Raw genomic sequence first — 24546 nt, 5'->3', positions numbered from 1 at the left:
TGCTGCAATGCTTTCGCTGTCGGAATGCGAGACGCCGCGCAGAATAAAAAAATAGCGGCGCAACTAGGAAATAGTCGCAGGTATCTGCGGCAGAATCGTTGTTAGCTGTGGGGGAAAGGGTGCCCCAACAATAAATCTGATCGTTAAAGGAGAACCGATGCGCTCACGTAATGCTTTGCTTATTACTCTGTTATCCCTGGGAATGTCTCATGCCGCCTGGTCATCCACCGCTGCCGGTAATGCCAACAGTAACGTCAACAGCCGCGAAGTGGCCAGCGCACTCGGCGGCCTGAAGAACAAAACCTATGATCTGGAGCAGGCGCCGAAGATCCGCATCGCCAGCTTCAATATTGCCGCCGGCAAGGTCAGCGACATGACCGCCATCGCCAAGGCGATCAAGGCGATGAACGTCGACGTGGTGGCGCTGCAGGAAGTGGATAAGCTCACCGGCCGCAGCGGGAAACTCGATCAGGCGGAGGAATTGGCCAAGCTGACCGGCATGCACGTAGCCTTTGGTCGGGCGATAGACTTTGACGGCGGTGAATATGGCCTGGCGTTTCTGTCGAAATACCCCTTGCATGACAGCAAGATTTATCCGCTGCCTTCCGGCCAGCGTGAACAGCGCATTGCCTTTAGCGCCCAGACCGACGTGCCCGAGTTTCCGGTGCCGATCACTTTGATCAATACCCATCTGGACACCAAGGAAGACCCGGCCATGCGCCTGGATCAGGTGCGTGAATTAAACGATCGCACCATTGAAATACGCGGCATCAAGCTGCTGTTCGGCGATATGAACGACGTGCCGGGCAGCGTCACCTGGACCGAACTGAGCCGTTACTGGAACGACATTATGCCCGCGGCGCAAGATGGCCGAAGCTGGCCGGCGGAAAATGCGGAAATCAAAGTCGATTATATCTTTAGCGGCAATGCCCAACGCTGGCATCTCGACAGCCTGACGGTGCCTAACGCCAGCGGCGACTGGAATGGCATTCACTGGCCTGCGGTCAGCGATCACCTGCCGGTGGTAGCCGAGCTGCGGCTGATCGAGCAGTAAAGGGCCCGAGTAAACGCGGGTTGGCGATTGACAGCCGCAAAGCCCGCTGGTTACTATCTGGCGATACAACCCAGGGTTCTGGGTTGCGTAGGCGTTCACGTAATCCAACGCGCTCGTTCTTGTTGCCTTTGGCAACGAGAGAAGAGAGCGTTGGGGTCATCTGGCTCTCTCTGTATTTCCCCTTTTGAGTGAGCAATCTATGTCATCTACGATTTCACATGCGGAGCCTTCCGCTAACAAAGCGCTGCTTTCGCTGACCTGCGCGATCTTTCTCACCTATCTGACTGTAGCTTTGCCGTTGCCGGTGATCCCGCTGTACGTGCATTTTGAACTGGGCATGAGCAACCTGATGGTGGGCGTCGCGGTGGGTATTCAGTTTCTGGCGACGGTACTGACCCGCGGTTACGCCGGTCGGCTGGCTGACCGCTTTGGCGGCAAACGCTCGGCGCGACAGGGGATGATTGCCTGTTCGCTGGCCGGCGTCGCCTATCTGGCGTCAGCGCTGCTACCGGCGGCACCAGAGATCAAATTCGCCCTGCTGATCCTCGGACGCCTGATTTTAGGCTACGGCGAAAGCCTGCTGCTGACCGGCACCCTGACCTGGGGTTTTGGTCTGGTGGGGGCCGCCCGCTCCGGCAAGGTAATGTCCTGGACCGGCATGGCGATCTACGGCTCGCTGGCGGCAGGCGCGCCTGTCGGCCTGATGTTGCATCAGCACTGGGGTTTTGTGGCGTTAGGCGTGTCTACTTTGCTGCTGCCGCTGATCGCCATGCTGCTAAATATGCGTGTCGCGGCGGTGGCGCCAACGCACGGTGAACGTCCTTCGCTGTGGAAAATGGTGGGCAGTATTTGGCAACCGGGCGTAGCGCTGGCATTGCAGGGCGTGGGTTTTGCCGTGATTGGCACCTTTGTGTCGCTGTATTTTACCGCGAATGGCTGGGGGCATGCCGGCCTGGCGCTGACGATGTTCGGCGTGGCATTTGTGGTGATGCGCCTGCTGTTTGGCCATTATCCCGACAAGTTCGGCGGCATCCGCGTGGCGCTGGTTTCATTGCTGATTGAGGCCTTTGGCCTGCTGCTGCTGTTCTCGGCCGCCACGCCGCTGATGGCGTTGGTTGGGGCGGCATTCACCGGTTTAGGTTGCTCATTGATCTTCCCCGCACTGGGCGTGGAGGTGGTGAAACGCGTGCCGCCGCAGGTGCGCGGCACGGCCGTCGGCAGTTACTCGGCGTTTCAGGATGTCTCTTACGCCATTACCGGCCCATTGACCGGGCTGTTGGCCACGTCGCTGGGCTATTCCTCGGTATTTATGGCCGGGGTGGTGTGTGCGTTGACCGGCGTGGCTTTCACGCTGTTGTTTGCGCGCAGCAACGCTAAGCGGGAATAATCCGGGCCAGCCGTTCGACGCCGGCACGGATCTCCCCCGGTGTCAGGGCGGCGAAACCCAACAGCCAGCCGTCGCGTCGCGCCTGCGCCGTTTGATACTGTGGCGCCAGCCCAGGCGTGATCACGCCCAACTGCTGCGCCTGGCGGGTGAGGGCGATTTCCTGGCCCGGCGGCAACCAGACGCTGAGTTGCAACCCGCCACCTGCCTGCTGTGGGGTGGCATAATGCCCAAGCTTTTCCTGCACTTCCTGCAGCAAGTGGTCACGACGGCTGCGGTACAGCTGGCGCATGTAGCGGATGTGGGCGGCAAAATGCCCTTGATGGATGAATTCGGCGGTGACCGCCTGCATCAGTTGGGCGCTGTGGCCGTCGTAAACCGTACGTGCGGTGGTAAAAGGTTCCACCAGGGCGGGCGGCACCACCAGATAGGCCAGCCGCAGAGAAGGGAAAAGCGCTTTGGAAAAGGTGCCTAAATACAGTACGTTGCCCTGGCGATCCAGCCCCTGCATCGCCGGCATCGGCTGACCGTCATAGTGAAATTCACTGTCGTAATCGTCTTCAATAATCCATGCTCGCTGCCGCTGGGCCAACGCCAACAGTTGGAGTCGCCGTGCCAGGCTCAGTGCCACGCCGGTGGGATAGTGGTGCGAGGGCGTCAGGTAAATCAACTGCGGCCTGGGTAACTGCTCATGTGGTTGCATACCGGCGTCGTCCACGCTGATCGGTACCAGCTCTGCACCTGCGCTGGTAAAGGCGTTTCTGGCACCGGCATAACCGGGGTCTTCCATCCATACCTTGTCGCCGCTGTCCAATAGCAGGGCGGCGATCAGCTGTAGCGCCTGTTGTGAACTGGTCAGCACCACGACCTGTTGCGCGTCGCAGTTGACCCCGCGCGCCTGGCTAACGTAACCGGCAATGGCCTCACGCAGCGGCAGGTAACCCTGAGGGTCGCCATAGCGCATCAGGTTTTCTCCCCGCAGGCGCAATTGCTGAGCGGTGAGCTGCTTCCACAGCTTTAACGGGAAGGCACGCAGATCCGGTGAGCCGGCGGCAAACGGCAGCGGTTGTTGTGGATCGCGGCAGCCACCGGTTTGCACGATCTGCCGGCCACGTGATGACAAGCGAGGCTCGCCCGTGATTTTGCGGGCTGAAGGGGACTTCACTATGTCTATCGCCACAAAGGTGCCCTGGCCAACCCGCCGCTGCAGATATCCCTCGGCCTCCAGCTGGCTGTACGCCGCCTCGGCGGTCACCCGCGAGACGCCTAAATCCCCGGCCAGAACCCGTGATGAGGGTAACCGCTGCCCACGGCTCAGCGTTCCGTTATGAATAGCGCGGCGCAGCGTGCCGCAAACGCGTTCACGCAAGGTGCCTGCGTCCTGTTCCGGCCGTTGGAAAAGCGAGATTAGTGCACGGGTCATAATGGGTCTTGTCTTGTGGCAAGAATGGGTATCAATCATAAGACCAAAATCAGGCAATATTGTCATCAGTCTCATCCACAGGAGTGAATTTTATGGCGGCATCTTCATTGGTTTTGGCATTTCCCCCTGGGCCGGCGACGCAAAGCCTGGATTATCTGGCGGCGAAATTGAGTTATTACGCGGACGCATGGGATGTGGCGGAAGATCTGCGCAACGGCGTCAGCGAGATCCTGGTGATAGATACTCGCGCGCAAGCCTTGTATGCGGCCGGGCATATTCCCGGTGCTATCAGTTTGCCGCATCGGCTGATGGACGAGGCCGGCACGGCGCATCTGGATCGCAATAAAGTCTATGTCACCTATTGCGACGGCATCGGCTGCAACGGCTCAACCAAGGGGGCATACAAGCTGGCGCAACTGGGATTCAGAGTGAAGGAGCTGATTGGCGGGCTGGATTTCTGGAAACGCGATGGCCATCCATTGGCCACCGGTGAGCATCCGGGTTCGCTGCGGGGCACTGCAGCAGGGGAAGACTGCGGTTGTGCCTGATGGGTTAAAACACCAGCGCCAAGACCACCGCCAGTACCAGAATCAGCAGGATAAACGCCACTGCCGGCTTGTTCAGCGCCTTTTGCAGCGGTTGGGGCAGCGCGGCGATTAACGGATTGAGCAACGGCTGCGGTTCGGCAGGGCCGCCGGCGATCGGCTGAGTGGGGCCGGTTTTTTCAAGACGGCGGGCAAACAGCTGGTTGATGGCATCGCTCATCTGCGGGTGGGTGAGCGGTGCACTGGCGTTGCAGTTGAAACGCGACTGGCAGTAGTCATTCAACTGTTGTTGTTCCTGTGGGTCGGCCGGTTGTTTAAGTACGGCCAACAGGCTGTTCAGCGTCGGTGCGGACTGCGGACTAAGCGCCACTTTGACCTGCAAAAACTGGTTTAGCAGTTGGAAATGGCGAGCCGGTAGCGGGTCGTTGGTTTTTACCCCGGCCAGATCAAACAGCGTCTGCCAGATCTTGATCGGCGACTCGCCGGTAGCGGCGCTGAGTTTGGTCACCTGCTGTTGCAGGTTTTGGTGCTCGGCAGGCAGTAACGGGCGATCGCTGGTGGCGGTCTGCTGCGGATGAGGAATGGCCAGGCTGCCGGTCTGCAACAGGTTCAACACTTGCTGCAATTGCGGATGGCTCAATTGGCTCAGCACCGTGTGGCCAAACTGCTGGCGAATAAAATCGCTGACGGCCTGGCGGTTATTGCCCTGCGGCAACAGTTCGGTGAGTTGCTGAAGCAGCTGGCGGCTGGCATGGCTTTGCTGCACCTGGTTCAGGCGGTTTTGCAACAGTTGCTCGGCCGGCTGGAAATGGCGAGCGAGCAGTTCGCTGCTATTATGGTCTGCCCCGAGATCGTGACGCAGCGTGGCCCAGATTTCTGCGGACTTGGCCGGGCTGAGCGCCATGATCTTAACGATCAACTTCTCCAGCGTAGTGCGTTGCGCCGGAGAGAGCGGGCTGTCGTCGGTGGTTGTGGTTTTGCCCGGGTTCGGAGGGCGATCGCTGGCGATCGGGGTGCCCGGTCCACTCAAAGGTTGCATATCACCAGTCCTTCGCTGTGTATCCCCTTCTTACTTGAGGTTGCAGCTGCGTTGACTGTGCAATCTCACCCGAATCACTTACTGAGTCATCGGGATTCACTTGCTTGCCGCCTTGCCGCAACCCCAATTACTTTGGGGAGAGAAAAATCGTCGTACCCGGCGAAAAGCGCAGGTGTGCCTCCATGATACCTGTAAATGGCCGCTACCAATACCGCCCTCAGACATTTCTTTACAGGCAAAATGATTGCTAATCACGTCTGCGCCGCTAAGATAAGCCCAGACTTGGCATTGAGGGCAGCATGGTTAAACAGCAGCGGATTGCGAAATGGTTTTTATGCCTGGCTTGCCTGGTGGTGCTGACCTGCATGACTCAACGCATGGCGGGCCTGCATGCGTTGCAGCAGGCGATGGGCCTGCCCGTTGCCGGTGCCGCAACCTTCGTTACCGATGACGACGCTGCACTTCAGCCCAAGCCCTGCGAACTGAGCGCCAAGTCCCTGTTGGCCGCGCCGCCGGTGATGTTCGAAACCCTGCTGTTCGGTCTCGGCCTGCTGTTGGTGCTGCTGGCACCCACCGTGGCCGCGCGTCTGCGTATTCCCCCTCCCAGAGTGATTTCTCCCACGACCCTCAGGGTACACCTCCGATTATGCGTATTCCGTGAATGAGTTAATCGCCCGTCCTTTTTGGTGATTGACTCATTTATGGAGAAAAAACATGTTGAATATCATCAGGTCGGCGCTTGCCTGCCTGTTAATGCTGTGGCTGCCCGCCTTGCAGGCGGCAGACAGCGGCTGGCTGCAAAACCCGGCCAACGATCACGCCAAAGTGCGGCTGCGCGCCGACACGTCGCACCCTGGGGAGACCCGGCTGCTGCTGGCAATAGAGTTGCAACAAGGCTGGAAAACCTACTGGCGTTCACCCGGTGAAGGCGGTATTGCGCCGGCGATAAGCTGGCAAGGTAACCCGCCGCCGGCCACCTGGTTTTGGCCGACGCCGCAGCGTTTTGACGTAGCAGGCATTTCCACTCAGGGATATCACGATCGGGTTGAACTGCCGATAGCGATAAAGGGAGCCGTACCGCCTCAGCTGGCGGGCACCCTGACGCTGTCTACCTGCAGTAACGTCTGCATCTTGACCGACTATCCGTTCAGTCTCGATCTCGGCGCGCCGCCAGACGCGCAGTTTAACCACGACTTTGCTCAGGCGATGGGGCAGGTGCCGATTGCCGATGGCCTGGTTGACGGCATTAAAGCCGGTTATCAGCGCGGGGCACTGCAGATCAGCGCCGAGCGCACCGCTGGCTGGCAACAGCCCGAGTTGTTCTTCGATACGCTGGAGGATGCCGATCTCGGCAAACCGCAGATCAGCGCCGACGGCAGTCGGATGTTGGCGCAGGTACCGGTCAGTGATGGCTGGGGGGATACCGCACCGGACTTGCGCGGCAAAACCCTGACGTTGGTCATCAGTGACGGCGGCATCGCGCAGCAGGTTCAATTGCCGATTGGCGGGCCGCTGGTTTCTCCGGCTGCGGCGGCTTTCCCGCTGTGGCAGGCGGTGCTGATGGCGCTGGCCGGTGGCCTGATCCTCAACCTGATGCCCTGCGTGCTGCCGGTGCTCGGCATCAAACTGGGCTCGATTTTGCAGGTAGAACTGCGGGATCGGCGCAGCATCCGGCTGCAGTTTCTGGCTTCGTCATTGGGCATCATAGCCTCGTTTATGGCGTTGGCGTTGCTGATGACGGCGCTGCGGTTGAGCAATCAGGCGCTCGGTTGGGGCATTCAGTTTCAAAACCCGTGGTTTATCGGCTTTATGGTGCTGGTAACGTTGTTGTTCAGCGCCAACCTGTTCGGCCTGTTCCACGTGCAGCTTTCCTCTTCGCTGAATACCAAACTGGCGACCCATAACGGGCACGGCCTGAGCGGGCATTTCTGGCAGGGCGCTTTTGCCACCTTGCTGGCGACGCCCTGTTCGGCGCCCTTTCTTGGCACCGCCGTGGCTTTTGCCCTGGCCGCGCCGCTGCCGGTGCTGTGGGGCATGTTTGTCGCGTTGGGCATCGGTATGAGCCTGCCGTGGCTGCTGATCGCCGCCTGGCCGGCGCTGGCGCTGCGTTTGCCGCGTCCGGGGCGTTGGATGAACGCGTTACGGTGGGCAATGGGGTTGCTGATGCTGGCCTCTTCGCTGTGGCTGCTGAGCCTGATGGTGAATCATATTGGCGCCACCCCGACGCTGGCCCTGGGCGGCATGGCGCTGCTGGCTCTGCTGTTGGCGGTATGGCGACGGCATGGCGTGCGCCTTGCTGCCGGATGGGTTGCCGGCACGCTGGTGCTGTTCGGCGTGGCGTTGTTGGCCGGTTCGCTCACCGCCGGGTTGTGGCGTCAGCCGTTGCAGGACAAGGTGCGCTGGCAACCGCTGAGCGAGCAGGCGATCACCCAGGCGTTGGCCGAGCGTAAGCGGGTGTTTATCGACGTCACTGCCGACTGGTGCGTCACCTGTAAAGCCAATAAATTCAACGTACTGTTGCGTGATGATGTGCAAAAAGCGCTGAATGCCGAAGACGTGGTCGCTCTGCGGGGTGACTGGAGCCGTCCTTCTGCCGAAATCAGCGCCTTCCTGCAACGGCGCGGCAGCGTTGCCGTGCCTTTTAACCAGATTTATGGCCCCGGCAGCCCTGACGGTGTGGTGTTGTCCCCGCTGTTAACCCGCGATGCCGTGTTGCAAACCCTGTCCGCCGCCAAAGGAAATTCACAATGAAAAAGTTACTGATGTTATTGATGCTGATTGCCGTTCCCGTCTGGGCCGCCGCCCCCTTTACCCCAGAGCAGGAGCTGCGCATTAAGGAACTGATCCGCGAAACCCTGGTGTCGAACCCGGATATTCTGGCGCAGGCGGTCGATGCCTGGCAGCAGCAGACCGCCGGCCAGCAGATCGATCAGGCAATTAAGCAAAACGCCAAAGCTTTGTATGAAGACCCTGCCAGCCCGCGTCTGGGGGCCGACAACGCCAGGCTGACGCTGGTGGTGTTTACGGATTACAACTGTCCGTACTGTAAGCGTTTTGATCCGATGCTGGAAAAAATCGTCAAACAAAATCCGGAGGTAGCGCTGGTGGTGAAACTGCTGCCGTTCAAGGGCGAAAGTTCGGTCAGCTCGGCGCGTGTCGCTCTAACTGCCTGGCAGCAACATCCGGACCAGTTTTGGGCGTTGCACCAGCGGCTGATGGCGAAAAAGGGCTTCCACGACAGCGCCAGCATCGCCGCCGCCCAGCAGAAAACCGGGGTGAAAGCGGTGGCGCCGAGTGAGCTGAGCATGACCACGCTGCGCACCAACATGGAACTGGCGGAAAAACTGGGGGTGCAGGGAACGCCTGCGACGCTGATTGGCGACCAGATGCTGCCGGGGGCGGTGTCTTACGAGGAATTGGAGGCGATAGTGAAACAGCAACTGGCGAAGGCCAAAAATGGCTAAGCTGCGGCGCTGGGGGCGCGAACTCTTGATTCTGCTGCTGATTGTGCTGGCGGTGGTGATGGCGATGGACTGGCTGCGCGCACCGCAGGCACCGGCGGCTTTCGATGCGCAGGCGTTGACCACATTGAGCGGCGAGAGGGTTTCACTCGCGCAGCTCAGCCGGGACAAGCCGCTGCTGGTCTATTTCTGGGCCAGTTGGTGCGGCGTGTGCCGCTTCACCACGCCGTATGTTGCCAGGCTGGCGGAGGAGGGCGGCAATGTGCTGACCGTGGCGCTGCGTTCCGGTGACGATCTGCAGGTCGAACAGTGGCTGGCGCGCAAGCGGCTGACGCTGCCGGTGATTAACGATCCGCACGGTGAGCTGTCGGCGCAGTGGCAGGTTGGCGTCACCCCGACGCTGGTGGTCATTTCCCAGGGCAAGGTGGTGCAGAGCACCACCGGCTGGACCAGCTACTGGGGAATGAAACTGCGTCTGTGGTGGGCCGGGCGGTAAGCCCCGGTCTATTTGGCGGCGATGACCTCATTAATCGCCCGGCAGAGTCGGGCGATACCTTCTTCAATCAGCGGCGGCGTATTAGCGGCGAAATTCAATCGCAGGCCATGCGTACCACGTTGTTCCTGAGCATAAAAACACTCTCCGCGTGCAAAGGTGACGCCGTGGCGCCAGGCCACCGGCATCAGCGTTTCGTTGTTAACCGCAGCGGGCAGCGTCAGCCAGATAAACAATCCACCCTCAGGCGTTTCAAAGTGGCAGCCGTGCGGCAGATGCTGCTGCAATGCCGTTACCATGGCGTCGCGGTGTTGGCGGTAGATCCGCCCGGCACGCCGCAGCTGTTTGTCATAGCGGCCTATGGTGACAAAGGCGTCCAGCGCCCGCTGGATCAGGTTGGAGCTGGTAAAGCTGTCGACGTGTTTTAACCGTGCTACCCGCTGATATTGCTCACTGTCTGCGACCAGGTAGCCGATGCGCATGCTGGGCAGCAGCATTTTGGAAAAGGTGCTGACATACATCACCGCGCCTGGCTGCGCCTGCGCCCGCAGTGACGGCAAGTGTTTGCCGTTGTAGCGCAGATCGCCGACGAAATCGTCCTCCAGGATCAGCACGCCGGCATGTTGCGCCAGCGCCAGCAGGCGTCGGCGGCGGGCTTCGCTCATGCAACGCCCGGTCGGGTTATGAAAGTTGGGGATGGTATAAATCAGTTTTGGTCGGTGCTTTTCCAGCAGCGCCGGCAGGTGTTCAACCTGCATGCCGTGTCGATCGCTGGGGATGGTGACGATATTGAGCCTGTGCAGGCGCAGTAGCCCCAGCGCTTCGGCGTAGGTGGGTTCTTCGACGATCACGGTATCTCCCGGCTCAAGCAGGCTTTGCACAATCAGGCTGATGGCGTGCTGCGAGCCGTTGGTGATCAGCACCTGCTCCGCTTGGGTGGGGATGCCTTGGGCTGTGAGGATCCGTCCCAGCGTATCGCGCAGCGGGTAGTAGCCGCAGTATTCGCCATAGCCGAAAGCTTCTTCCGCATGGCGGCTGAGTACCGACAGCAATATCTTGCGGAATTCTTCCTGGGGAAAAACCTTCGGGCTGCCGACGCCGGCGGCAAAGTTGATGATGTTATCCGGCAGCGGCGTGTCGGGGTAGCCGTCCAGCCGCGAGGTCAGCGTGGTGAAACGCTCTGCCGGGAACGGCGTATCGGACGTCGGTTGCGGTTGAGCAGGCCGCGCGCCCGGATGCAGGACGTAGGCACCGCTGCCGCGCCGCTGGTGCAGAAATCCTTTGGACGCAAGTTCGGCGTAGGCATTGTCGACCGTCAGCCGGCTGACGGCCAGTTCGGCTGCCAATGTGCGGGTGGAAGGCAGTTTGTCGCCATCGACAAAGACGCCGCTCAGTATCGCCCGCCGCAGCGCCTCTTCAATTTGCAGATACAGCGGGACATCCTGCTGGCGGTCTAACGGGATATGCATGGAAATTGGCTCGGTCAGGGGCGGTGATTTTTACTATACCTCATGGCCATCGGGCTTCAAGCGGATAAAAGTGGCCTGCATAACAATCGGGGAAAGTGGCTCTGGCGACAAAATTTCGCCGCGTTAGAATTCCTGCCTGAGTCCGTTATCGCCGTTTTTGAGGGTGTCATGTCATTACCGTCGGGTATTTCAGCAAGGCCGGTTTTCCCCGGTGCGCGTATTTTGCAGGGCAACAGTCAGGGGTATGTCATTGCCATCGTCAGCGCCATGCTGCTGGCCTTTACCGCCATTATTATCCGTGTGCTGACGGAGCATTATCACTTGCCCACCTTTGTGCTGGCCTTTTGGCGTGCGGCATTGGTTGCCCTGGTGTTATTGCCGTTGTTGTTGCTGCTCAAACCCGAATGGGCGCGTTTGCAGCCTGCGCAGGTGCCTTTTTATGCCTGTTATGGCCTGCTGCTGGCGGTGTTCAACAGTCTGTGGACGCTGTCGGTAGCCTTGAACGGCGCGTCGGTGGCGACCATTCTTACTTACTGCTCGGTAGGTTTTACCGTATTTCTTGGCTGGGTGATGTACAGCGAACGACTGAACCTGCGCCAACTGCTGGTGATTGTGGTCAGCCTGGGCGGCTGTTTCCTGGTCAGTAACGGCGACAGCCTGGGCAATGCCCATTTCAACCTGCTGGGGCTGTTGATCGGCATGTTGTCCGGTATCGGCTATACCCTGTACACCCTGGGAGGGCGCGTAGCCACGGAACGGCGCTATCCGGTGTGGAATACCATTTTGTATGTGTTTGGTTTTTCGGCGGTTTACCAATGGCTGTTCAACATCGCGCTGACGCTGTTTCCCCTGCCGGCATTTCAGGGCATGACCGGCTCTTTGTGGTTCCTGTCCCAGGGGGCACAGGGCATTGAATGGAGTGGCTGGCTGTTGCTGGTGATCCTGGCCGCCGGGCCGACGCTGCTGGGGTTTGGCCTGTACAATATCAGCCTGAAGACGTTGCCGCTGGCGGTTGCAAACCTGATTTTGTCGCTGGAGCTGGTGTTCACGGCGGTCATTGCCTATTTCCTGCTGGGGGAAAACATGAACCGGCTGCAACTGCTGGGCAGCGCGCTGGTGATGGGTGGGGTGTTGATGCTGAAGAAGAAGACGGATCAGGCCTGATTTGTTACCCTTATGCCTCGCTGGAGAGGCAATCATGACTAACAATCCAAGATTAAAAAAGGCGATCATCGCTTAAACAGGCCGTGTTGAGTGAACGAAAACACGGCCACAGATCTCGTTCCGTGGCTCTTGCAACCAGCAAAAGAGAAAGCGCCATGTCTGAAAAACACTGGTCCAAAACAGAACTGCTGCACCAAACGGTGACCAATCCCAATATTATCGTCAAGGGAACCCACAGCTATTACAGCGACTGCTGGGATAGCGGTTTCGAACGCTCCGTCGTGCGTTATTTACACGGCGACGCGGTCAGCCAACAGTGGCCACCGTTGGGGCCGATAGACAAATTGCTGATCGGCGATTATGTCTGCATAGCCGCCGAGGCGGTGATCCTGATGGGCGGCAATCATACGCACCGTATCGATTGGCTGAGCCTGTACCCGTTTATGGAGAGCATCCAGGCTGCTTATCAGCCCAAGGGTGATACCCGGTTGGGCGACGGCTGCTGGATAGGCATGCGGGCGATGCTGATGCCGGGCGTCACTATTGGCGAAGGGGCGGTGGTGGCCGCAGGCAGCATAGTGACTGCGGATGTCGAACCTTACGCCATCGTGGGCGGCAACCCGGCGCGGCCGATCAAGCTGCGATTTACTCCGGAGACGATCGCAGGGTTACTCGCGTTGCGCATTTATGATTTGTCGGCGGAGGATTTTGCCCGCGTGCAACCTTGGCTGGCCGACAATGATATTGCCGCCCTGGAACGGGCGATAAACGACATTAAGCGTTAAAACTGAAAAGGGCGGGGTAATCTCCCCGCCCACTATACTTACTCGGCTTTGGCCGTTTCTTCCACCCTGCGGCGTTTTCGCACTCCGCGCAGCAACAGCGGCAACACCAGCACCGCCACCGCCAATACCAGCAGCGTTTGCGCGATACCGCTGCTCCACAGGATGCCGAAATCCCCGTTGCTGATTGACAGCGCACGGCGCAGGTTCTGTTCCAGCATTTCCCCCAGCACGAAACCCAGGATCAGCGGCGACATCGGGAAGTGCATTTTCCGCAAGATATAACCGAACACCCCCAGTCCGACCATCAACAGCAGGTCAAAGGTGGTGCTGTGCACCGCATAAACGCCCACCGCAGACACGGCGGCAATCGCCGGTACCAGGAACCACAGCGGGATGGTCAGCATGCGGGTAAACAGGCCGACCAGCGGCAGGTTCATGATCAGCAGGATCACGTTGGCAATCAGCAACGCGGCGATCAGGCCCCAGACAATGTCCGGCTGCTCGGTGAACATCGCCGGGCCTGGCGTGATGTTGTACAGCGTCAGTGCGCCCATCATCACCGCCGTGGTGCCCGAACCCGGCACGCCCAGCGTCAGCATCGGAATGAACGAGCCGCAGGCCGAAGCATTGTTGGCGGCTTCCGGCGCCGCTACGCCGCGAATATCCCCTTTGCCGAAGGTCTCGCTGTTGCCGCTGATTTTCTTTTCGGTCATATAGGTGAGCGCACTGGCGATGGTGGCGCCGGCACCGGGCAGGATGCCGACGAAGAAGCCGATCACCGAAGAGCGCAGCGTCGGGCCGACGCACTCGGCGGCCTCTTTGCGGTTAAACAACAGGCGACCGGTTTTACGCACCAGCTTTTGTCCGCCGCTGGTGCTTTCCAGCATCAGCAGGATTTCACTGACCGAGAACAACCCGATCACCACCACGATAAACTGCACGCCGTCGGAGAGATGCACGCTGTCGAAGGTGAAGCGGTAAACGCCGGTGTTGGCGTCTACGCCTACCGTCGCCAGCCCCAGGCCAATCAGCGCCGCCAGCAGCGACTTCAGCGGGTTTTGGCTCATCATGCTGCCCAGACAGGCGATGGCGAACACCATCAGGGCAAAGTACTCCGCCGGACCGAACGCCAGTGACCAGCGCGCCAGCAGCGGGGCGAACAGAATAATGCCGCCGATGGCGATCATGGAACCGACGAAAGAGCTGACCGCCGAGATCGACAACGCCACGCCGGCGCGGCCCTGTTGCGCCATCGGGTAGCCGTCCAGCGCGGTCATGATCGCCGCCGCGTCGCCGGGTACGTTAAGCAGGATGGACGAGATGCGGCCGCCGTATTCGCAGCCGATATAGACCGTCGCCAGCAGGATCAGCGCGGACTCGGCCGGCAGCTTGAGAGCAAACGCCAGCGGCAGCAGAATAGCCACGCCGTTGATCGGCCCCAGCCCCGGCAGCAGGCCGACAATGGTGCCGACGAAGCAGCCAATCAGTGCGATAATCAGGTTCTGCGGCACCAGCGCCACCTCGAACCCTTGGGTTAAATACATCCAGGTTTCCATCATCGCCCCCGTTAGCTCAGCCAAACGCCGAGTGGCAGTGTTACATCGAGTAATTGGTCAAAGGCGTAGTACAGCGCAACGCCCATCACCACGCCGGAGACCGCTGCCGCAAGCAGGCTGGCCTGGAACAGCAAGCCAATGCTGAAGGTCAGCAGTGCGGTGGCCAGCGGAAAGCCCAGCCATTCGAAGCCCCAGGCGTACAGCACCAGCGTAATCACCAGCACCAGCAGGCGTTGCATTACCTTGTTGTGCGGCCATTCGACGGCCTGCGGTTTGTTCAGCAGCAGCAGTGCCGCGCACAGCGACATCAGGCTGAGGATGGCCAGCGGGAAGGGGCGCGGCCCCAGCGGTTCATAGCTGTATTCGCTCTGAATGCCCCAGCCGATAAACAGGCCGCCGATGCACAGCAGCAACCAGAAACCGGCAAAAATGCGATCGCTCATGGTATTTCCCCCGGTTATTTAGCCAGGCCGAAGACTTTGGCCTGCTCGCGGTACTGATTGACCTGGTTTTTCACGTAGGCATCCAGCTCCTTGCCGGCCAGGTTGAATTCAAACAGGCCGCGCAGGTCGCGCTGCTTTTTGAATTCGTCGGTTGCCATCATTTTCTTGAAGGTGTCGAGCCACCACTGGTATTCCTCTTCGCTGACCTTCGGGCCAACGTAGAAACCGCGGATGATCGGCCAGATCAGATTGAACCCCTGTTCTTTGGCGGTCGGCACGTCGGCTAACTGGCCCGGCAGACGCTGTTCGGAGTACACCGCCAGCACGCGAATTTTGTCACCTTGCAGGTAGGGCACCATTTCGCTCAAATCGCCGGACACTGCCTGAATATGGTTACCGAGCAGCGCGGTGACCGGCTCGCCACCGCCTTCGAACGCGACGTAGCGCATCTTGTGAGGATCGACCCCGACCTCGCGCGCCAGCAGGGCGGTTTTCATCCAGTCCTGGCTGCCGATCGACGCGCCCGCGCCGAACACCACGCTGTTGGGATCTTTCTGGAAGGCGTTCATCAGCTCTTTGAGGGTTTTGTACGGCGAGTCGGCGCGCACGGCGATCATGCCGTAGTCGGTACCGACGGCGGCCAGCCATTTCACGTCATCGACGTTGTACCGGCCGAACTTCCCTTGCGAAAGGTTGAGCAGGGAGCCGCCGGAGAAGGCCACCACGGTGCCGAATTCCGCAGGGCGTTGGGCGACGATGGCGTTATAAGCCACCGCACCGACGCCGCCGGGCATATAGGTAACGCGCATCGGTTTGTCGATGGCTTGGGTTTCTTGCAGCGACACCTGAATCAGTTTGCAGGTCAGATCAAAACCGCCGCCGGGCTTGGCGGGGGCGATGCATTCGGTGCGTTTCGGCGCTTCTACGGCAAAGGCCTGATTGGCCGCCAGCAGCAGGGCGGTTGCAGCCAGAGTACGGGTGATTGTTTTTTTCATTGCTTTCCCCAAGGTATTTTCTGTCGGTGTGAATCCCCGCCGATACGGGTTGCTGAATTGTTAAATCAACAACCTTTCATTTACCTTTCAGTCACAGGGAAAGTTTACAAGATGTGATACGCGTCTCCTGTCCGGTGCCAACCGCCGGTGCGCTAGCACATACGGCGTGGCAAGAACAGCCCGTAAACCTGGCTTAAAACATGTGTAATGTCAGTTTTGTTGCGTTGCTCTTGGAGTAAAATAATAAAAAATAAAATTATTACGGACGCATTATTATGTTTTTACTCGGGAAATTATTCGGTGGCAGGGACAACGCCAAGGTGAGCGCTATCAAGATGTTGCCGGCGGCTTATGCTGAAATGATTGGGGAGGCGGGGCATTGTCGGCTAAAACGCCTGCGCCCGGAGATCGGCGTTTTTGAACTGCATTTTTCTACGGCCAACGGCGAAAAACATGCCTGCCAAATGACCGCCTGCATCACCGGCGTGGATATCGTTTTTGCCGCCAATAATCGCTCCGTGCTGGTTTCTCCGCCGTTCAGCCCAGCCAAAGTACGGCCGGCGCTTGATATCGCCTTGGCCGACAGCGGGCTTCCATGTTGAAATAAAGCGGGTGCCGCCAGCACCCGTTGTTCTATACCGTAATTGTGTACCAGCTCCCAAAACGGGCTCTGCGCCACCCTTCTATCACGCCGCCTTCCATGCCATCCTGCTGTTATAAACATGTTAACAAGCGATATGTCGTCTCCTGACGATATGGCGCTGTATTCATCCTGCTTGTGCAGATAAATCAATGGAATGGAAAAATGCGGCTGTTATTGGTAGAGGATCATCCCGAGTTATCCCATTGGTTGCAAAAGGCGCTGACCGGCGCCGGTTTTGCCGTGGACATCGCGCCGGACGGGTTGGCGGCCGACCATCTGTTGTTAAACGAACGCTATGCGCTGGTGGTGCTGGACGTAGCGTTGCCGCGCCTGAATGGCCTGGATCTGCTGGCCCGCCTGCGCAAGCGCGGCCAGGACCTGCCGGTGTTGCTGTTGACCGCCAGAACTGACGTTGCCGATCGGGTCAAAGGGCTGAATCTGGGCGCCGATGACTATCTCACCAAACCCTTTGAACTCGATGAGCTGGAAGCGCGCATTCGGGCGCTGCTGCGCCGCAGCGTCGGCGTTACCCAGCAGGCGCTGCAGTATGGCGCGCTGACCTATCACGATGAAGGCTATTTTCAACTGGACGATAAACCGTTGTCGCTAACGCCACGCGAGTTGGCGGTGCTGACTGCCCTGATCCACCGGCGCGGCCGGCCGGTCGCCAAACAGCAGCTGTTTGAACAGGTGTTTACCCTGTCCGACGAAGCCAATCCGGAGAGTATTGAGCTGTACGTGCATCGGCTGCGGAAAAAGTTACAGGGCAGCAACGTGGCGATCGTCACCCTGCGCGGTCTGGGCTACAGCCTGGAGCTCTGCAATGAGGTGGTTTAACGCACCGCGCTCCCTGTTTTATCAACTGCTGCTGTTTTTCGGTTTACCTTTACTGGTGCTGGGCGGTATCTCCATTTACACCCATTACTTTAGCGCCATGAACGCCGCCACGCTGGCTTACGATCGCACGCTGCTGGCATCGGCGCGCACCGTGGCGGAGCGGCTGGTGGTGCGCAACGGCCGCCTGGAAGTGGATGTGCCTTACGTGGTGCTCGATAGCTTTGAGCGCAACATGAACGATCAGCTCTATTACGAAGTGATCTCTCCGCAGGGAAAAAGCATCTCCGGTTACGACGATCTGCCGCCCATGCCGCCGCATATCCTGCGCTCCAGTCTGTATCCGGCGCTGGTGCATTTCTATGACGCCGAATACAGCGGCCGGCCGATCCGCGTGGCTGCGCTGTACCAGCCGGTCAATGAATCGGGCGTCATGGGCATGGCGACTATCCTGGTGGCGGAAACGCTGGAGTCGCGCCGTTACCTGGCACGGCAGATGATGCTTTCCGCCTTGCTCAGCCAGGGGACCGTGGTGGTGCTGACGATGATTCTGGCCTTCGCCTTGCTCAAGCGAGTGCTAAAGCCGATGCGCAAGCTTTCCGGCATCATGCTGCGGCGCGATCCGGGCGAACTGACGCCGTTACCGATGGTGTTGCCCTGGTCGGAAATGCAGCCTCTGCTGCTGGCGTTCAATCGCTATATCGAACGGCTGCGGGTAATGGTGGCGCGTCAGGAGCGTTTTAGCGCCGACGCCTCTCATCAACTGCGCACGCCGCTGACGGTGCTGAAAACTCAGGTGGGGGTGGCGCTGGCCAGCGATAAGCCGGAGCAGTGGCGGGAAAGCCTGGCGGCGATGAGCGTCACGCTGGATAACACCGTGGCGCTGACCGATCGCCTGCTCTATCTCTCGCGGCTTAAAGCCCATGAACATCATGCCGATCGCAAGCTGCAACCGGTGAATCTGGCGCAGGTACTGCGCGATGCCTGTTTTTCGCGTCTGCCGCAGGCGCGCAGCAAGCGTATTGATTTAGGCTATGAAGGGGAGTCGGTATGCTGGGTCGGCGGTGAGGCGCTGTTGCTCACCGAGTTGTGCGCCAATCTGCTGGATAACGCGCTGAAATACGTGCCGAATCAGGGCGTGGTCACCGCGCGTCTGACGCTCGATAAACCGGCCGGGGAGTGCGTGCTGGAGATAGAAGATAACGGGCCAGGCATTGCTCAGCAGGATACCGCGCAGGCGCTGCAACCCTTCCATCGGCTGGATAATGTGGGCGATCAGCCCGGTGCCGGGCTGGGGCTGGCGCTGGTCAGCGACATTACCCGTTATCACGGCACCCGCCCGGAGCTGTTGACCTCGGCCGCGCTGGGCGGCCTGCTGGTGCGGGTGCGTTTTCAGCTGTTGCCTTAGGACTTCACTTCGGCCGCTGGTTTTTTTGCCTTGCGCCCTAACGGCGTGCGCAGACGTTGCGACAAAATTACGCCCAGCAGCGTGACGCCGCCGCCGATCAAATGGTAGCTGTGCAGCTGTTCATGCAGGAACAGCACGGCGATGACGGCGGTAAAGACCGGCGACAGGTTCATAAATATCGACGCAGTATTGGCCCCGAGGCGCATCACGCCCTGGATCCACAAGAAAGGCGCGATGATCGAAGCCGGGATGCCGGCGAACAGCACCAGCGGGATATTCTGGCTGTTCAGCCCGACATCCTGCGCCATCAGAAAGTTGGGTAACAACAGCACGACACCGAACAGGATTTGCACATACAGCGCCTGCCAATTAGGCAGAGCAATCATCCAGCGTTTGGTCAGCACGCCGTACAGCGCATAGGAAGCGGCGGCGGCGAACATCATCAGTTCGCCCTTGCCGATGCCATGTTGCAGCAGCTCGCCTGGATGACCGGCGCTGACCAGCCAGATCAATCCGCCGAAGGACAGCACGCTGCCGATCGCCACGCCGACGGTCGGTGCAATGCGCAGCAGTACGATGCTGATCAGAATGGTCAGCAGCGGGATCAGCGACACAATGATACCCATAAACAGCGCGCTGACGCTGTGCGCCGCATAGTAGGCCAGGCTTTGGTACAGCACCATGCCGAGCAGGCCGAGGATCAGCAATTTCCATCCGTTGGCGCGCACCTCCCGCCAATTGCGGATCACGCCGGGCAATACGAACGGGGTCAGGACGATCAGCGCCAGCAGCCAACGGTAAAACGAGATGGCGGCCGGATCGATTGCGGTGGCGGAGAGTTTGCTGACGACGGCGTTAACCGACCAGATCAGCACCGCCAGCAGCGGGAAGAGCATATTCACGATGATTATTCTCAATAACGACGGACATGCTGGCTAGTCTACTCGTGTCCGGTTTATTATATATAGCGATATCCAGACAATATTTTGTGTCAACAAGACAAATCACGGTGTGAAACCATGTCAGAAATCCGTCACTTTCCTGAAGCCTTGATCCCGGCGCCGCGCCCGGTGCAGTTTCGTTGCGAGGAGTTTAATGCCCGCACGGAATTCCAGCCGCACAGCCACCCTTGGGGGCAACTGATGTGGGTGAAAACCGGGGTGATGGTGATGAAGGTCGGCAATCAACGTTTTCTGGCGCCGCCGGAATTTGTGCTGTGGGCGCCGGCGGGGATCGAGCACTCCTGCTACAACCAGCGGCAGGCGCAGTGCCGCATGGTGGATATCATGCAGTCGCTGTGCGTCGGGCTGCCGGCCGACCCCTGCCTGGTGAGCGTGACGCCGATTTTCCGTGCCATCGCCGAAGATTTTTATGCACGCAAACAATACATCCCGCACGACAAACAGGATTTGCGTCTGTGCCGGGCGCTGATCGATCAACTGCATCTGTCGCCGGTCCAGCAAACTTATTTGCCGTCGTCCGAAGATAAATTCCTGGCGCCGGTGCTGGAAGCGCTGGAGCATTGCCCCTCGGACAACACCCCGCTCGCCGTCTGGGCCGCCCGGGTCTATACCACCGAACGCACCCTGTCACGCCGTTGCCGGCAAGAGCTGGGCATGTCATTCAGTGAGTGGCGCCAGCGGTTGCGTTTCCTGCATGCCGTTTCGCTGCTTGAACAGGGCAAAACCGTGCAGAACGTCGCGCTGGAGGTGGGATACAGCTCGGCCTCGGCGTTTATCGTCATGTTTCAGCAAATCGCCGGCAGCACGCCCGAACGCTTTCGCCGGGCCTGATTCGGTGGCACACTCTTTCCCAGCCAAAATAAGTCGCAAATCGTCGGAGCAACAAGTGAAAATCCTGGTTGATGAAAATATGCCGTACGCGGCTGAATTGTTCAGTCGTTTGGGGGATGTGCAGGCGGTGCCTGGCCGCCCGATCCCGCGTGATGCGCTGGCGGATGCCGATGCGCTGATGGTGCGTTCGGTGACTAAAGTGAATGAAGATCTGCTGGCCGGTACTCGCATCGGTTTCGTCGGCACCGCCACCGCCGGTACTGACCATGTGGATGATGCCTGGCTGAAACAGCAGGGCATCGGGTTTTCCGCAGCGCCAGGCTGTAACGCCATTGCGGTAGTGGAATATGTGTTCTCTGCGCTGATGCTGCTGGCCGAACGCGACGGTTTTCAGTTGCGCGACAAAACCGTCGGCATTATTGGTGTGGGCAACGTAGGTTCGCGCCTGGATGCCCGCCTTAAAGCCTTGGGCGTCCGTACGCTGCTGTGCGATCCGCCGCGCGCAGAACGTGGTGACGTCGGTGAGTTCTGGCCGCTGGAAAAACTGGTGGTGGAAGCCGATGTGCTGACGTTCCATACGCCGCTGAATAAATCCGGCCCCTATCGCTCGCTGCACTTGGTTGACGCCGAGTTGCTGGCGGCGCTGCCCGACAACCGTATCCTGATCAATGCCTGCCGTGGCGAGGTGGTGGATAACGCCGCGCTGCTGCTGGCGCTGGAGAAAGGCAAAAAGCTGAGCACGGTGCTGGACGTTTGGGAACCGGAACCGGAGCTTTCATTACCGCTGCTGGCGCGGGTGGATATCGGTACTGCGCATATCGCCGGTTACACGCTGGAAGGCAAGGCGCGGGGCACCACTCAGGTGTTCGAGGCCTTCAGCCGCCATGTGGGGCAGCCACAGCAGATTGAGCTGGCCTCGCTGCTGCCGGTGCCGGAATTCAGCCAGATCCAGTTGAACGGGCCGCTGGATGAAGGCAAATTAAAACGATTGATGCACTTGGTGTATGATGTGCGCCGCGATGATGCGCCGCTGCGCAAAGTGGCTGGGCAAGCGGGCGAATTCGATCGCCTGCGCAAGCATTATCAGGAGCGCCGTGAATGGTCCTCATTGCGCGTCCAGTGCAATGACAGCGCCAGTGCGGAACTGTTGCACAAGCTGGGTTTCAGCGTGCTGTAAGGGGCCGGCATCCGGCTCCTTGCCTAAAAGGCATCGCGCCCAATACGTAAGGTTGCCTTAAGCAATCGCCGCTATAATAGGCGGCAAAGGATTATCGGGCGGTGGCAACACTGCCCGTCTGCTTTTTAAATGAATACTCTGGAGAAACCCAATGTCTGACGGCTGGAATATCGCTCTGCTTGGCGCCACTGGCGCGGTAGGTGAAGCGTTGCTGGAATTATTACAGGAACGTCAGTTCCCGGTGGGCGAACTCTATCCTTTGGCCAGTGAACGCGGCGCCGGGGCAACGGTACGCTTCAACGGCAAGTCGGTGCTGGTGCAAAAAGCGGAAGAATTTGACTGGTCACAGGCGCAACTGGCGTTCTTTGTCGCCGGTACCGAGGCGGCGGCCCGCTATGCGGAAGACGCCGGCAACATGGGTTGTCTGGTGATCGACACCAGCGGCCTGTTTGCGCTGGAGCCGGATGTCCCGCTGGTGGTGCCTGGTGTTAACCCGCAGGTGCTGGCGGACTACCGCAACCGTAATATTGTCGCCGTGGCCGACAGCATGGTCAGCCAACTGCTGACGGCGATCAAACCTTTGACCGAGCAGGCCGGGCTTTCCCGTCTGCACGTCACCACCCTGATGTCGGTATCGGCACGCGGCAAAGTGGCGGTGGACGATCTGGCCGGCCAGAGCGCGCGCTTGCTGAACGGCATTCCGGCCGAGCCGGGCGTTTTCGCCAAGCAACTGGCGTTCAACCTGTTACCGCTGCTGGCCGACGAGCAGGGCAGCGTGCGCGAAGAACGTTTGATTGTCGATCAGGTGCGCAAAGTCCTGCAGGACGAAGGGCTGCCGATTTCCGTGAGCTGCGTACAGTCGCCGGTGTTTTACGGCCACGCGCAAGTGGTTCACCTGGAAGCGCTGCGCCTGATCTCTGCCGAAGAAGCGCGCAGCGAGCTGGAGCAGGTGGATGATATCCAACTGAGCGAAGAAGACGACTACCCGACTCAGGTAACGGAAGCGTCCGGCAGCGATGCGTTGAGCGTCGGCTGCTTGCGCAATGACTACGGCATTCCTGAAATCCTGCAGTTCTGGTCGGTGGCGGACAACGTACGCTTCGGCGGCGCGCTGATGGCGATCGAAACCGCAGAGCGTCTGGTGCAGGAGCAGATGTACTGATGTCTGAAGTTGTCTTGCCCACCCAACCGAGGTTAAAAATCGCGCTGGGGATTGAATATGACGGCAGCCGTTATTACGGCTGGCAGCGTCAGCAGGAAGTCGCCAGCGTGCAGGCCTGTCTGGAACAGGCGTTGAGCAAGGTGGCGAATGCGCCGATTAGCGTATTGTGCGCCGGACGTACCGACGCCGGCGTGCACGCTACCGGCCAGGTGGTGCATTTTGAAACCACCGCGCAGCGCAAGGACGCCGCCTGGACGATGGGGGTAAATACCCATCTGCCGCCGGATATTGCCGTGCGTTGGGTGACCGGCGTGGCCGAGGATTTCCATGCGCGCTTTAGCGCCACCGCGCGTCGTTACCGCTACATTATTTATAACCACCGCTACCGCCCGGCGGTGTTGCAGCAGGGGGTGACCCATTTTTATCACCCGCTGGATGCCGAACGGATGGAAAGGGCGGCGCAGGCGCTGCTGGGTGAGAACGATTTCACGTCGTTCCGCGCCGTGCAATGTCAGTCGCGCACGCCATGGCGTAACGTAAAACACGTTAAGGTTACGCGCTACGGCGAGTATATCGTGGTAGATATTAAGGCGAATGCCTTTGTGCACCATATGGTACGCAACATTGTCGGCAGCCTGATGGAAATCGGCTGCGGCAATCAGAGTGAGAACTGGATGGCCGAACTGCTGGCGCTGAAGGATCGGAATCTGGCTGCGGCGACGGCGCGTGCCGAAGGGTTGTATCTGGTGTCCGTCGATTATCCTGAGCATTTTTGTTTGCCCCGGCCGCCAATGGGGCCGCTGTTTTTACCCGACGATTAGTTTTAGCTGACGATTAGACGCCGGCGCGCCCGACGCGTTGCTCCCTTGTACATCTGCCGGGTGGGTGAGACACCCGGTAAAAAGAGAGAATCTATGGACATCATCAAGTTTGTGATTGATTTTATTTTGCATATTGACGTGCATTTGGCCGAACTGGTCGCGCAATACGGCATGTGGGTCTATGCCATTTTGTTCCTGATCCTGTTTTGCGAAACCGGGCTGGTGGTTACGCCTTTCCTGCCGGGGGATTCTCTGCTGTTTGTCGCCGGCGCGCTGGCGGCGCTGCCGACTAACGATCTGAATGTGCATACCATGGTTGCGCTGATGGTCGGGGCTGCGATCCTCGGTGACGCGGTGAACTATACTATTGGCCGGCTGTTCGGCGATAAGCTGTTCAGTAACCCTAATTCGAAAATTTTCCGCCGCAGCTATCTGGATAAAACCCATCAGTTTTATGAAAAGCACGGTGGGAAAACGATTATTTTGGCGCGATTTGTGCCGATCGTGCGTACATTTGCGCCGTTCGTCGCCGGTATGGGGAAAATGTCCTACCGTCATTTCGCTGCCTACAACGTGATTGGCGCGCTGGTTTGGGTGCTGCTCTTCACTTATGCTGGCTACCTTTTCGGTGATTTGCCGATCGTGCAGGAAAACCTGAAACTGTTGATCCTGGCGATCATCCTGGTTTCAATTTTGCCGGGCATCATTGAAATCTGGCGCCATAAGCGCGCGGCTGCCCGCCAGCAAAAACAGTAAAAACATCGCTTAACCTGTCGGTTCGACCAGTTTTTTATCCACAGTGTCGGGCCGATATGGTTTAATGAGCGACATTTATGGTCTGTTCCTGCGAGCAAACCCTGAAGCCAGTGCCTCGGTCACGCGTTTGTCGCGTTTCAC

24 protein-coding genes are annotated in these 24546 nt (G+C 59.3%); 17 read left to right on the top strand and 7 right to left on the bottom strand.

From position 1 onward, the window contains the following. The first annotated feature begins 157 nt into the window (after positions 1 to 157). Both SPL01S_RS16425 and SPL01S_RS16420 read left to right on the top strand, forming a co-directional pair. On the top strand, positions 158 to 1054 hold the full coding sequence (locus tag SPL01S_RS16425; protein WP_063201285.1) for an endonuclease/exonuclease/phosphatase family protein: 897 nt from the start codon (positions 158 to 160) through the stop codon (positions 1052 to 1054). A gap of 199 nt (positions 1055 to 1253) precedes the next feature. Continuing rightward, a complete protein-coding gene (locus SPL01S_RS16420; RefSeq protein ID WP_063201282.1) occupies positions 1254 to 2441 on the top strand; it encodes an MFS transporter in 1188 nt (395 codons plus the stop codon). Here the strand turns inward: SPL01S_RS16420 and pdxR (SPL01S_RS16415) are convergent. Next, a complete protein-coding gene (gene pdxR / locus SPL01S_RS16415; protein ID WP_373282285.1) occupies positions 2428 to 3861 on the bottom strand; it encodes a MocR-like pyridoxine biosynthesis transcription factor PdxR in 1434 nt (477 codons plus the stop codon). The genes SPL01S_RS16420 and pdxR (SPL01S_RS16415) overlap by 14 nt on opposite strands. Positions 3862 to 3953: 92 nt before the next feature. Here pdxR (SPL01S_RS16415) and SPL01S_RS16410 point away from each other — a divergent pair, with 92 nt between their 5' ends. Continuing rightward, positions 3954 to 4409, top strand: a complete 456-nt coding sequence (locus SPL01S_RS16410; protein ID WP_063201276.1) for a rhodanese-like domain-containing protein — start codon at positions 3954 to 3956, stop codon at positions 4407 to 4409. Positions 4410 to 4413: 4 nt separating this feature from the next. On the opposite strand, the gene flk is transcribed toward SPL01S_RS16410, so the two are convergent. Next, on the bottom strand, positions 4414 to 5445 hold the full coding sequence (gene flk, locus SPL01S_RS16405) for a flagella biosynthesis regulator Flk (RefSeq protein WP_062868122.1): 1032 nt from the start codon (positions 5443 to 5445) through the stop codon (positions 4414 to 4416). A gap of 299 nt (positions 5446 to 5744) precedes the next feature. Between flk and SPL01S_RS16400 the strand changes: the two genes are divergently transcribed. Genes SPL01S_RS16400 through SPL01S_RS16385 form a run of 4 tightly spaced genes read left to right on the top strand, consistent with a single transcriptional unit; the run spans position 5745 to position 9402 of the window. Further along, positions 5745 to 6110 carry a hypothetical protein gene (locus SPL01S_RS16400; RefSeq protein WP_063201271.1) on the top strand — a complete coding sequence of 122 codons (366 nt, stop codon included), beginning with the start codon at positions 5745 to 5747 and terminating at the stop codon, positions 6108 to 6110. Positions 6111 to 6159: 49 nt separating this feature from the next. Continuing rightward, positions 6160 to 8196 carry a protein-disulfide reductase DsbD family protein gene (locus SPL01S_RS16395; protein ID WP_063201268.1) on the top strand — a complete coding sequence of 679 codons (2037 nt, stop codon included), beginning with the start codon at positions 6160 to 6162 and terminating at the stop codon, positions 8194 to 8196. Next, complete coding sequence (locus SPL01S_RS16390; protein WP_062868119.1) at positions 8193 to 8909, top strand: DsbA family protein; 717 nt, start codon at positions 8193 to 8195, stop codon at positions 8907 to 8909. Before SPL01S_RS16395 ends, SPL01S_RS16390 begins: the two co-directional genes overlap by 4 nt. Next, entirely contained in the window at positions 8902 to 9402 is a 501-nt protein-coding gene (locus SPL01S_RS16385) for a protein disulfide oxidoreductase (protein ID WP_063201265.1), read from the top strand. Before SPL01S_RS16390 ends, SPL01S_RS16385 begins: the two co-directional genes overlap by 8 nt. Before the next feature lie 8 nt (positions 9403 to 9410). Here SPL01S_RS16385 and pdxR (SPL01S_RS16380) read toward each other — a convergent pair whose 3' ends face one another. After that, positions 9411 to 10868, bottom strand: coding sequence for a MocR-like pyridoxine biosynthesis transcription factor PdxR (pdxR, locus tag SPL01S_RS16380; RefSeq protein ID WP_063201262.1), 1458 nt, complete (start codon positions 10866 to 10868; stop codon positions 9411 to 9413). 168 nt (positions 10869 to 11036) lie between these two features. Between pdxR (SPL01S_RS16380) and SPL01S_RS16375 the strand changes: the two genes are divergently transcribed. Then, positions 11037 to 12032 carry a DMT family transporter gene (locus tag SPL01S_RS16375; protein ID WP_063201483.1) on the top strand — a complete coding sequence of 332 codons (996 nt, stop codon included), beginning with the start codon at positions 11037 to 11039 and terminating at the stop codon, positions 12030 to 12032. 155 nt (positions 12033 to 12187) lie between these two features. Then, positions 12188 to 12817, top strand: coding sequence for a CatB-related O-acetyltransferase (locus SPL01S_RS16370; protein WP_004947390.1), 630 nt, complete (start codon positions 12188 to 12190; stop codon positions 12815 to 12817). Positions 12818 to 12855: 38 nt separating this feature from the next. Here SPL01S_RS16370 and SPL01S_RS16365 read toward each other — a convergent pair whose 3' ends face one another. Genes SPL01S_RS16365 through SPL01S_RS16355 form a run of 3 tightly spaced genes read right to left on the bottom strand, consistent with a single transcriptional unit; the run spans position 12856 to position 15811 of the window. Beyond that, positions 12856 to 14373: a tripartite tricarboxylate transporter permease gene (locus SPL01S_RS16365; RefSeq protein WP_004947387.1), complete on the bottom strand. Its 1518-nt coding sequence runs from the start codon at positions 14371 to 14373 to the stop codon at positions 12856 to 12858. Positions 14374 to 14384: 11 nt separating this feature from the next. Next, complete coding sequence (locus SPL01S_RS16360; RefSeq protein WP_004947383.1) at positions 14385 to 14816, bottom strand: tripartite tricarboxylate transporter TctB family protein; 432 nt, start codon at positions 14814 to 14816, stop codon at positions 14385 to 14387. Between the two features lie 14 nt (positions 14817 to 14830). Continuing rightward, positions 14831 to 15811, bottom strand: coding sequence for a Bug family tripartite tricarboxylate transporter substrate binding protein (locus SPL01S_RS16355; protein WP_063201259.1), 981 nt, complete (start codon positions 15809 to 15811; stop codon positions 14831 to 14833). 275 nt (positions 15812 to 16086) lie between these two features. Here SPL01S_RS16355 and SPL01S_RS16350 point away from each other — a divergent pair, with 275 nt between their 5' ends. The 3 genes from SPL01S_RS16350 to SPL01S_RS16340 all read left to right on the top strand — a co-directional run bounded on the left by SPL01S_RS16350 (position 16087) and on the right by SPL01S_RS16340 (position 18696). Next, entirely contained in the window at positions 16087 to 16413 is a 327-nt protein-coding gene (locus SPL01S_RS16350; RefSeq protein ID WP_063201256.1) for a hypothetical protein, read from the top strand. A 203-nt stretch (positions 16414 to 16616) separates the two neighbouring features. Beyond that, positions 16617 to 17291, top strand: coding sequence for a transcriptional regulator TctD (tctD, locus tag SPL01S_RS16345; RefSeq protein WP_013813917.1), 675 nt, complete (start codon positions 16617 to 16619; stop codon positions 17289 to 17291). Next, a complete protein-coding gene (locus SPL01S_RS16340; RefSeq protein ID WP_062868114.1) occupies positions 17278 to 18696 on the top strand; it encodes a sensor histidine kinase in 1419 nt (472 codons plus the stop codon). The genes tctD and SPL01S_RS16340 overlap by 14 nt, the downstream gene beginning before the upstream one ends. Here SPL01S_RS16340 and SPL01S_RS16335 read toward each other — a convergent pair. Then, positions 18693 to 19592, bottom strand: coding sequence for a DMT family transporter (locus SPL01S_RS16335; RefSeq protein ID WP_004947367.1), 900 nt, complete (start codon positions 19590 to 19592; stop codon positions 18693 to 18695). The two genes, SPL01S_RS16340 and SPL01S_RS16335, sit on opposite strands and share 4 nt — an antisense overlap. A gap of 123 nt (positions 19593 to 19715) precedes the next feature. Here SPL01S_RS16335 and SPL01S_RS16330 point away from each other — a divergent pair, with 123 nt between their 5' ends. The 5 genes from SPL01S_RS16330 (at position 19716) to SPL01S_RS16310 (ending at position 24405) form a co-directional block, all read left to right on the top strand. Further along, entirely contained in the window at positions 19716 to 20489 is a 774-nt protein-coding gene (locus tag SPL01S_RS16330) for an AraC family transcriptional regulator (protein WP_063201253.1), read from the top strand. Between the two features lie 55 nt (positions 20490 to 20544). Then, positions 20545 to 21666 (top strand): 4-phosphoerythronate dehydrogenase PdxB, encoded by a 1122-nt coding sequence (pdxB, locus tag SPL01S_RS16325; protein WP_063201250.1) that lies wholly within the window; start codon positions 20545 to 20547, stop codon positions 21664 to 21666. Between the two features lie 151 nt (positions 21667 to 21817). Continuing rightward, positions 21818 to 22828: an aspartate-semialdehyde dehydrogenase gene (locus tag SPL01S_RS16320; protein WP_063201247.1), complete on the top strand. Its 1011-nt coding sequence runs from the start codon at positions 21818 to 21820 to the stop codon at positions 22826 to 22828. Further along, positions 22828 to 23649, top strand: coding sequence for a tRNA pseudouridine(38-40) synthase TruA (truA, locus tag SPL01S_RS16315; RefSeq protein ID WP_063201244.1), 822 nt, complete (start codon positions 22828 to 22830; stop codon positions 23647 to 23649). Before SPL01S_RS16320 ends, truA begins: the two co-directional genes overlap by 1 nt. Before the next feature lie 93 nt (positions 23650 to 23742). Then, a complete protein-coding gene (locus SPL01S_RS16310) occupies positions 23743 to 24405 on the top strand; it encodes a DedA family protein (RefSeq protein ID WP_004947352.1) in 663 nt (220 codons plus the stop codon). Positions 24406 to 24546: the final 141 nt, after the last annotated feature.

Source organism: Serratia plymuthica NBRC 102599 (genome assembly GCF_001590925.1).
Classification (GTDB): domain Bacteria; phylum Pseudomonadota; class Gammaproteobacteria; order Enterobacterales; family Enterobacteriaceae; genus Serratia; species Serratia plymuthica.
This window is presented reverse-complemented; position numbering and strand designations above follow the sequence as displayed.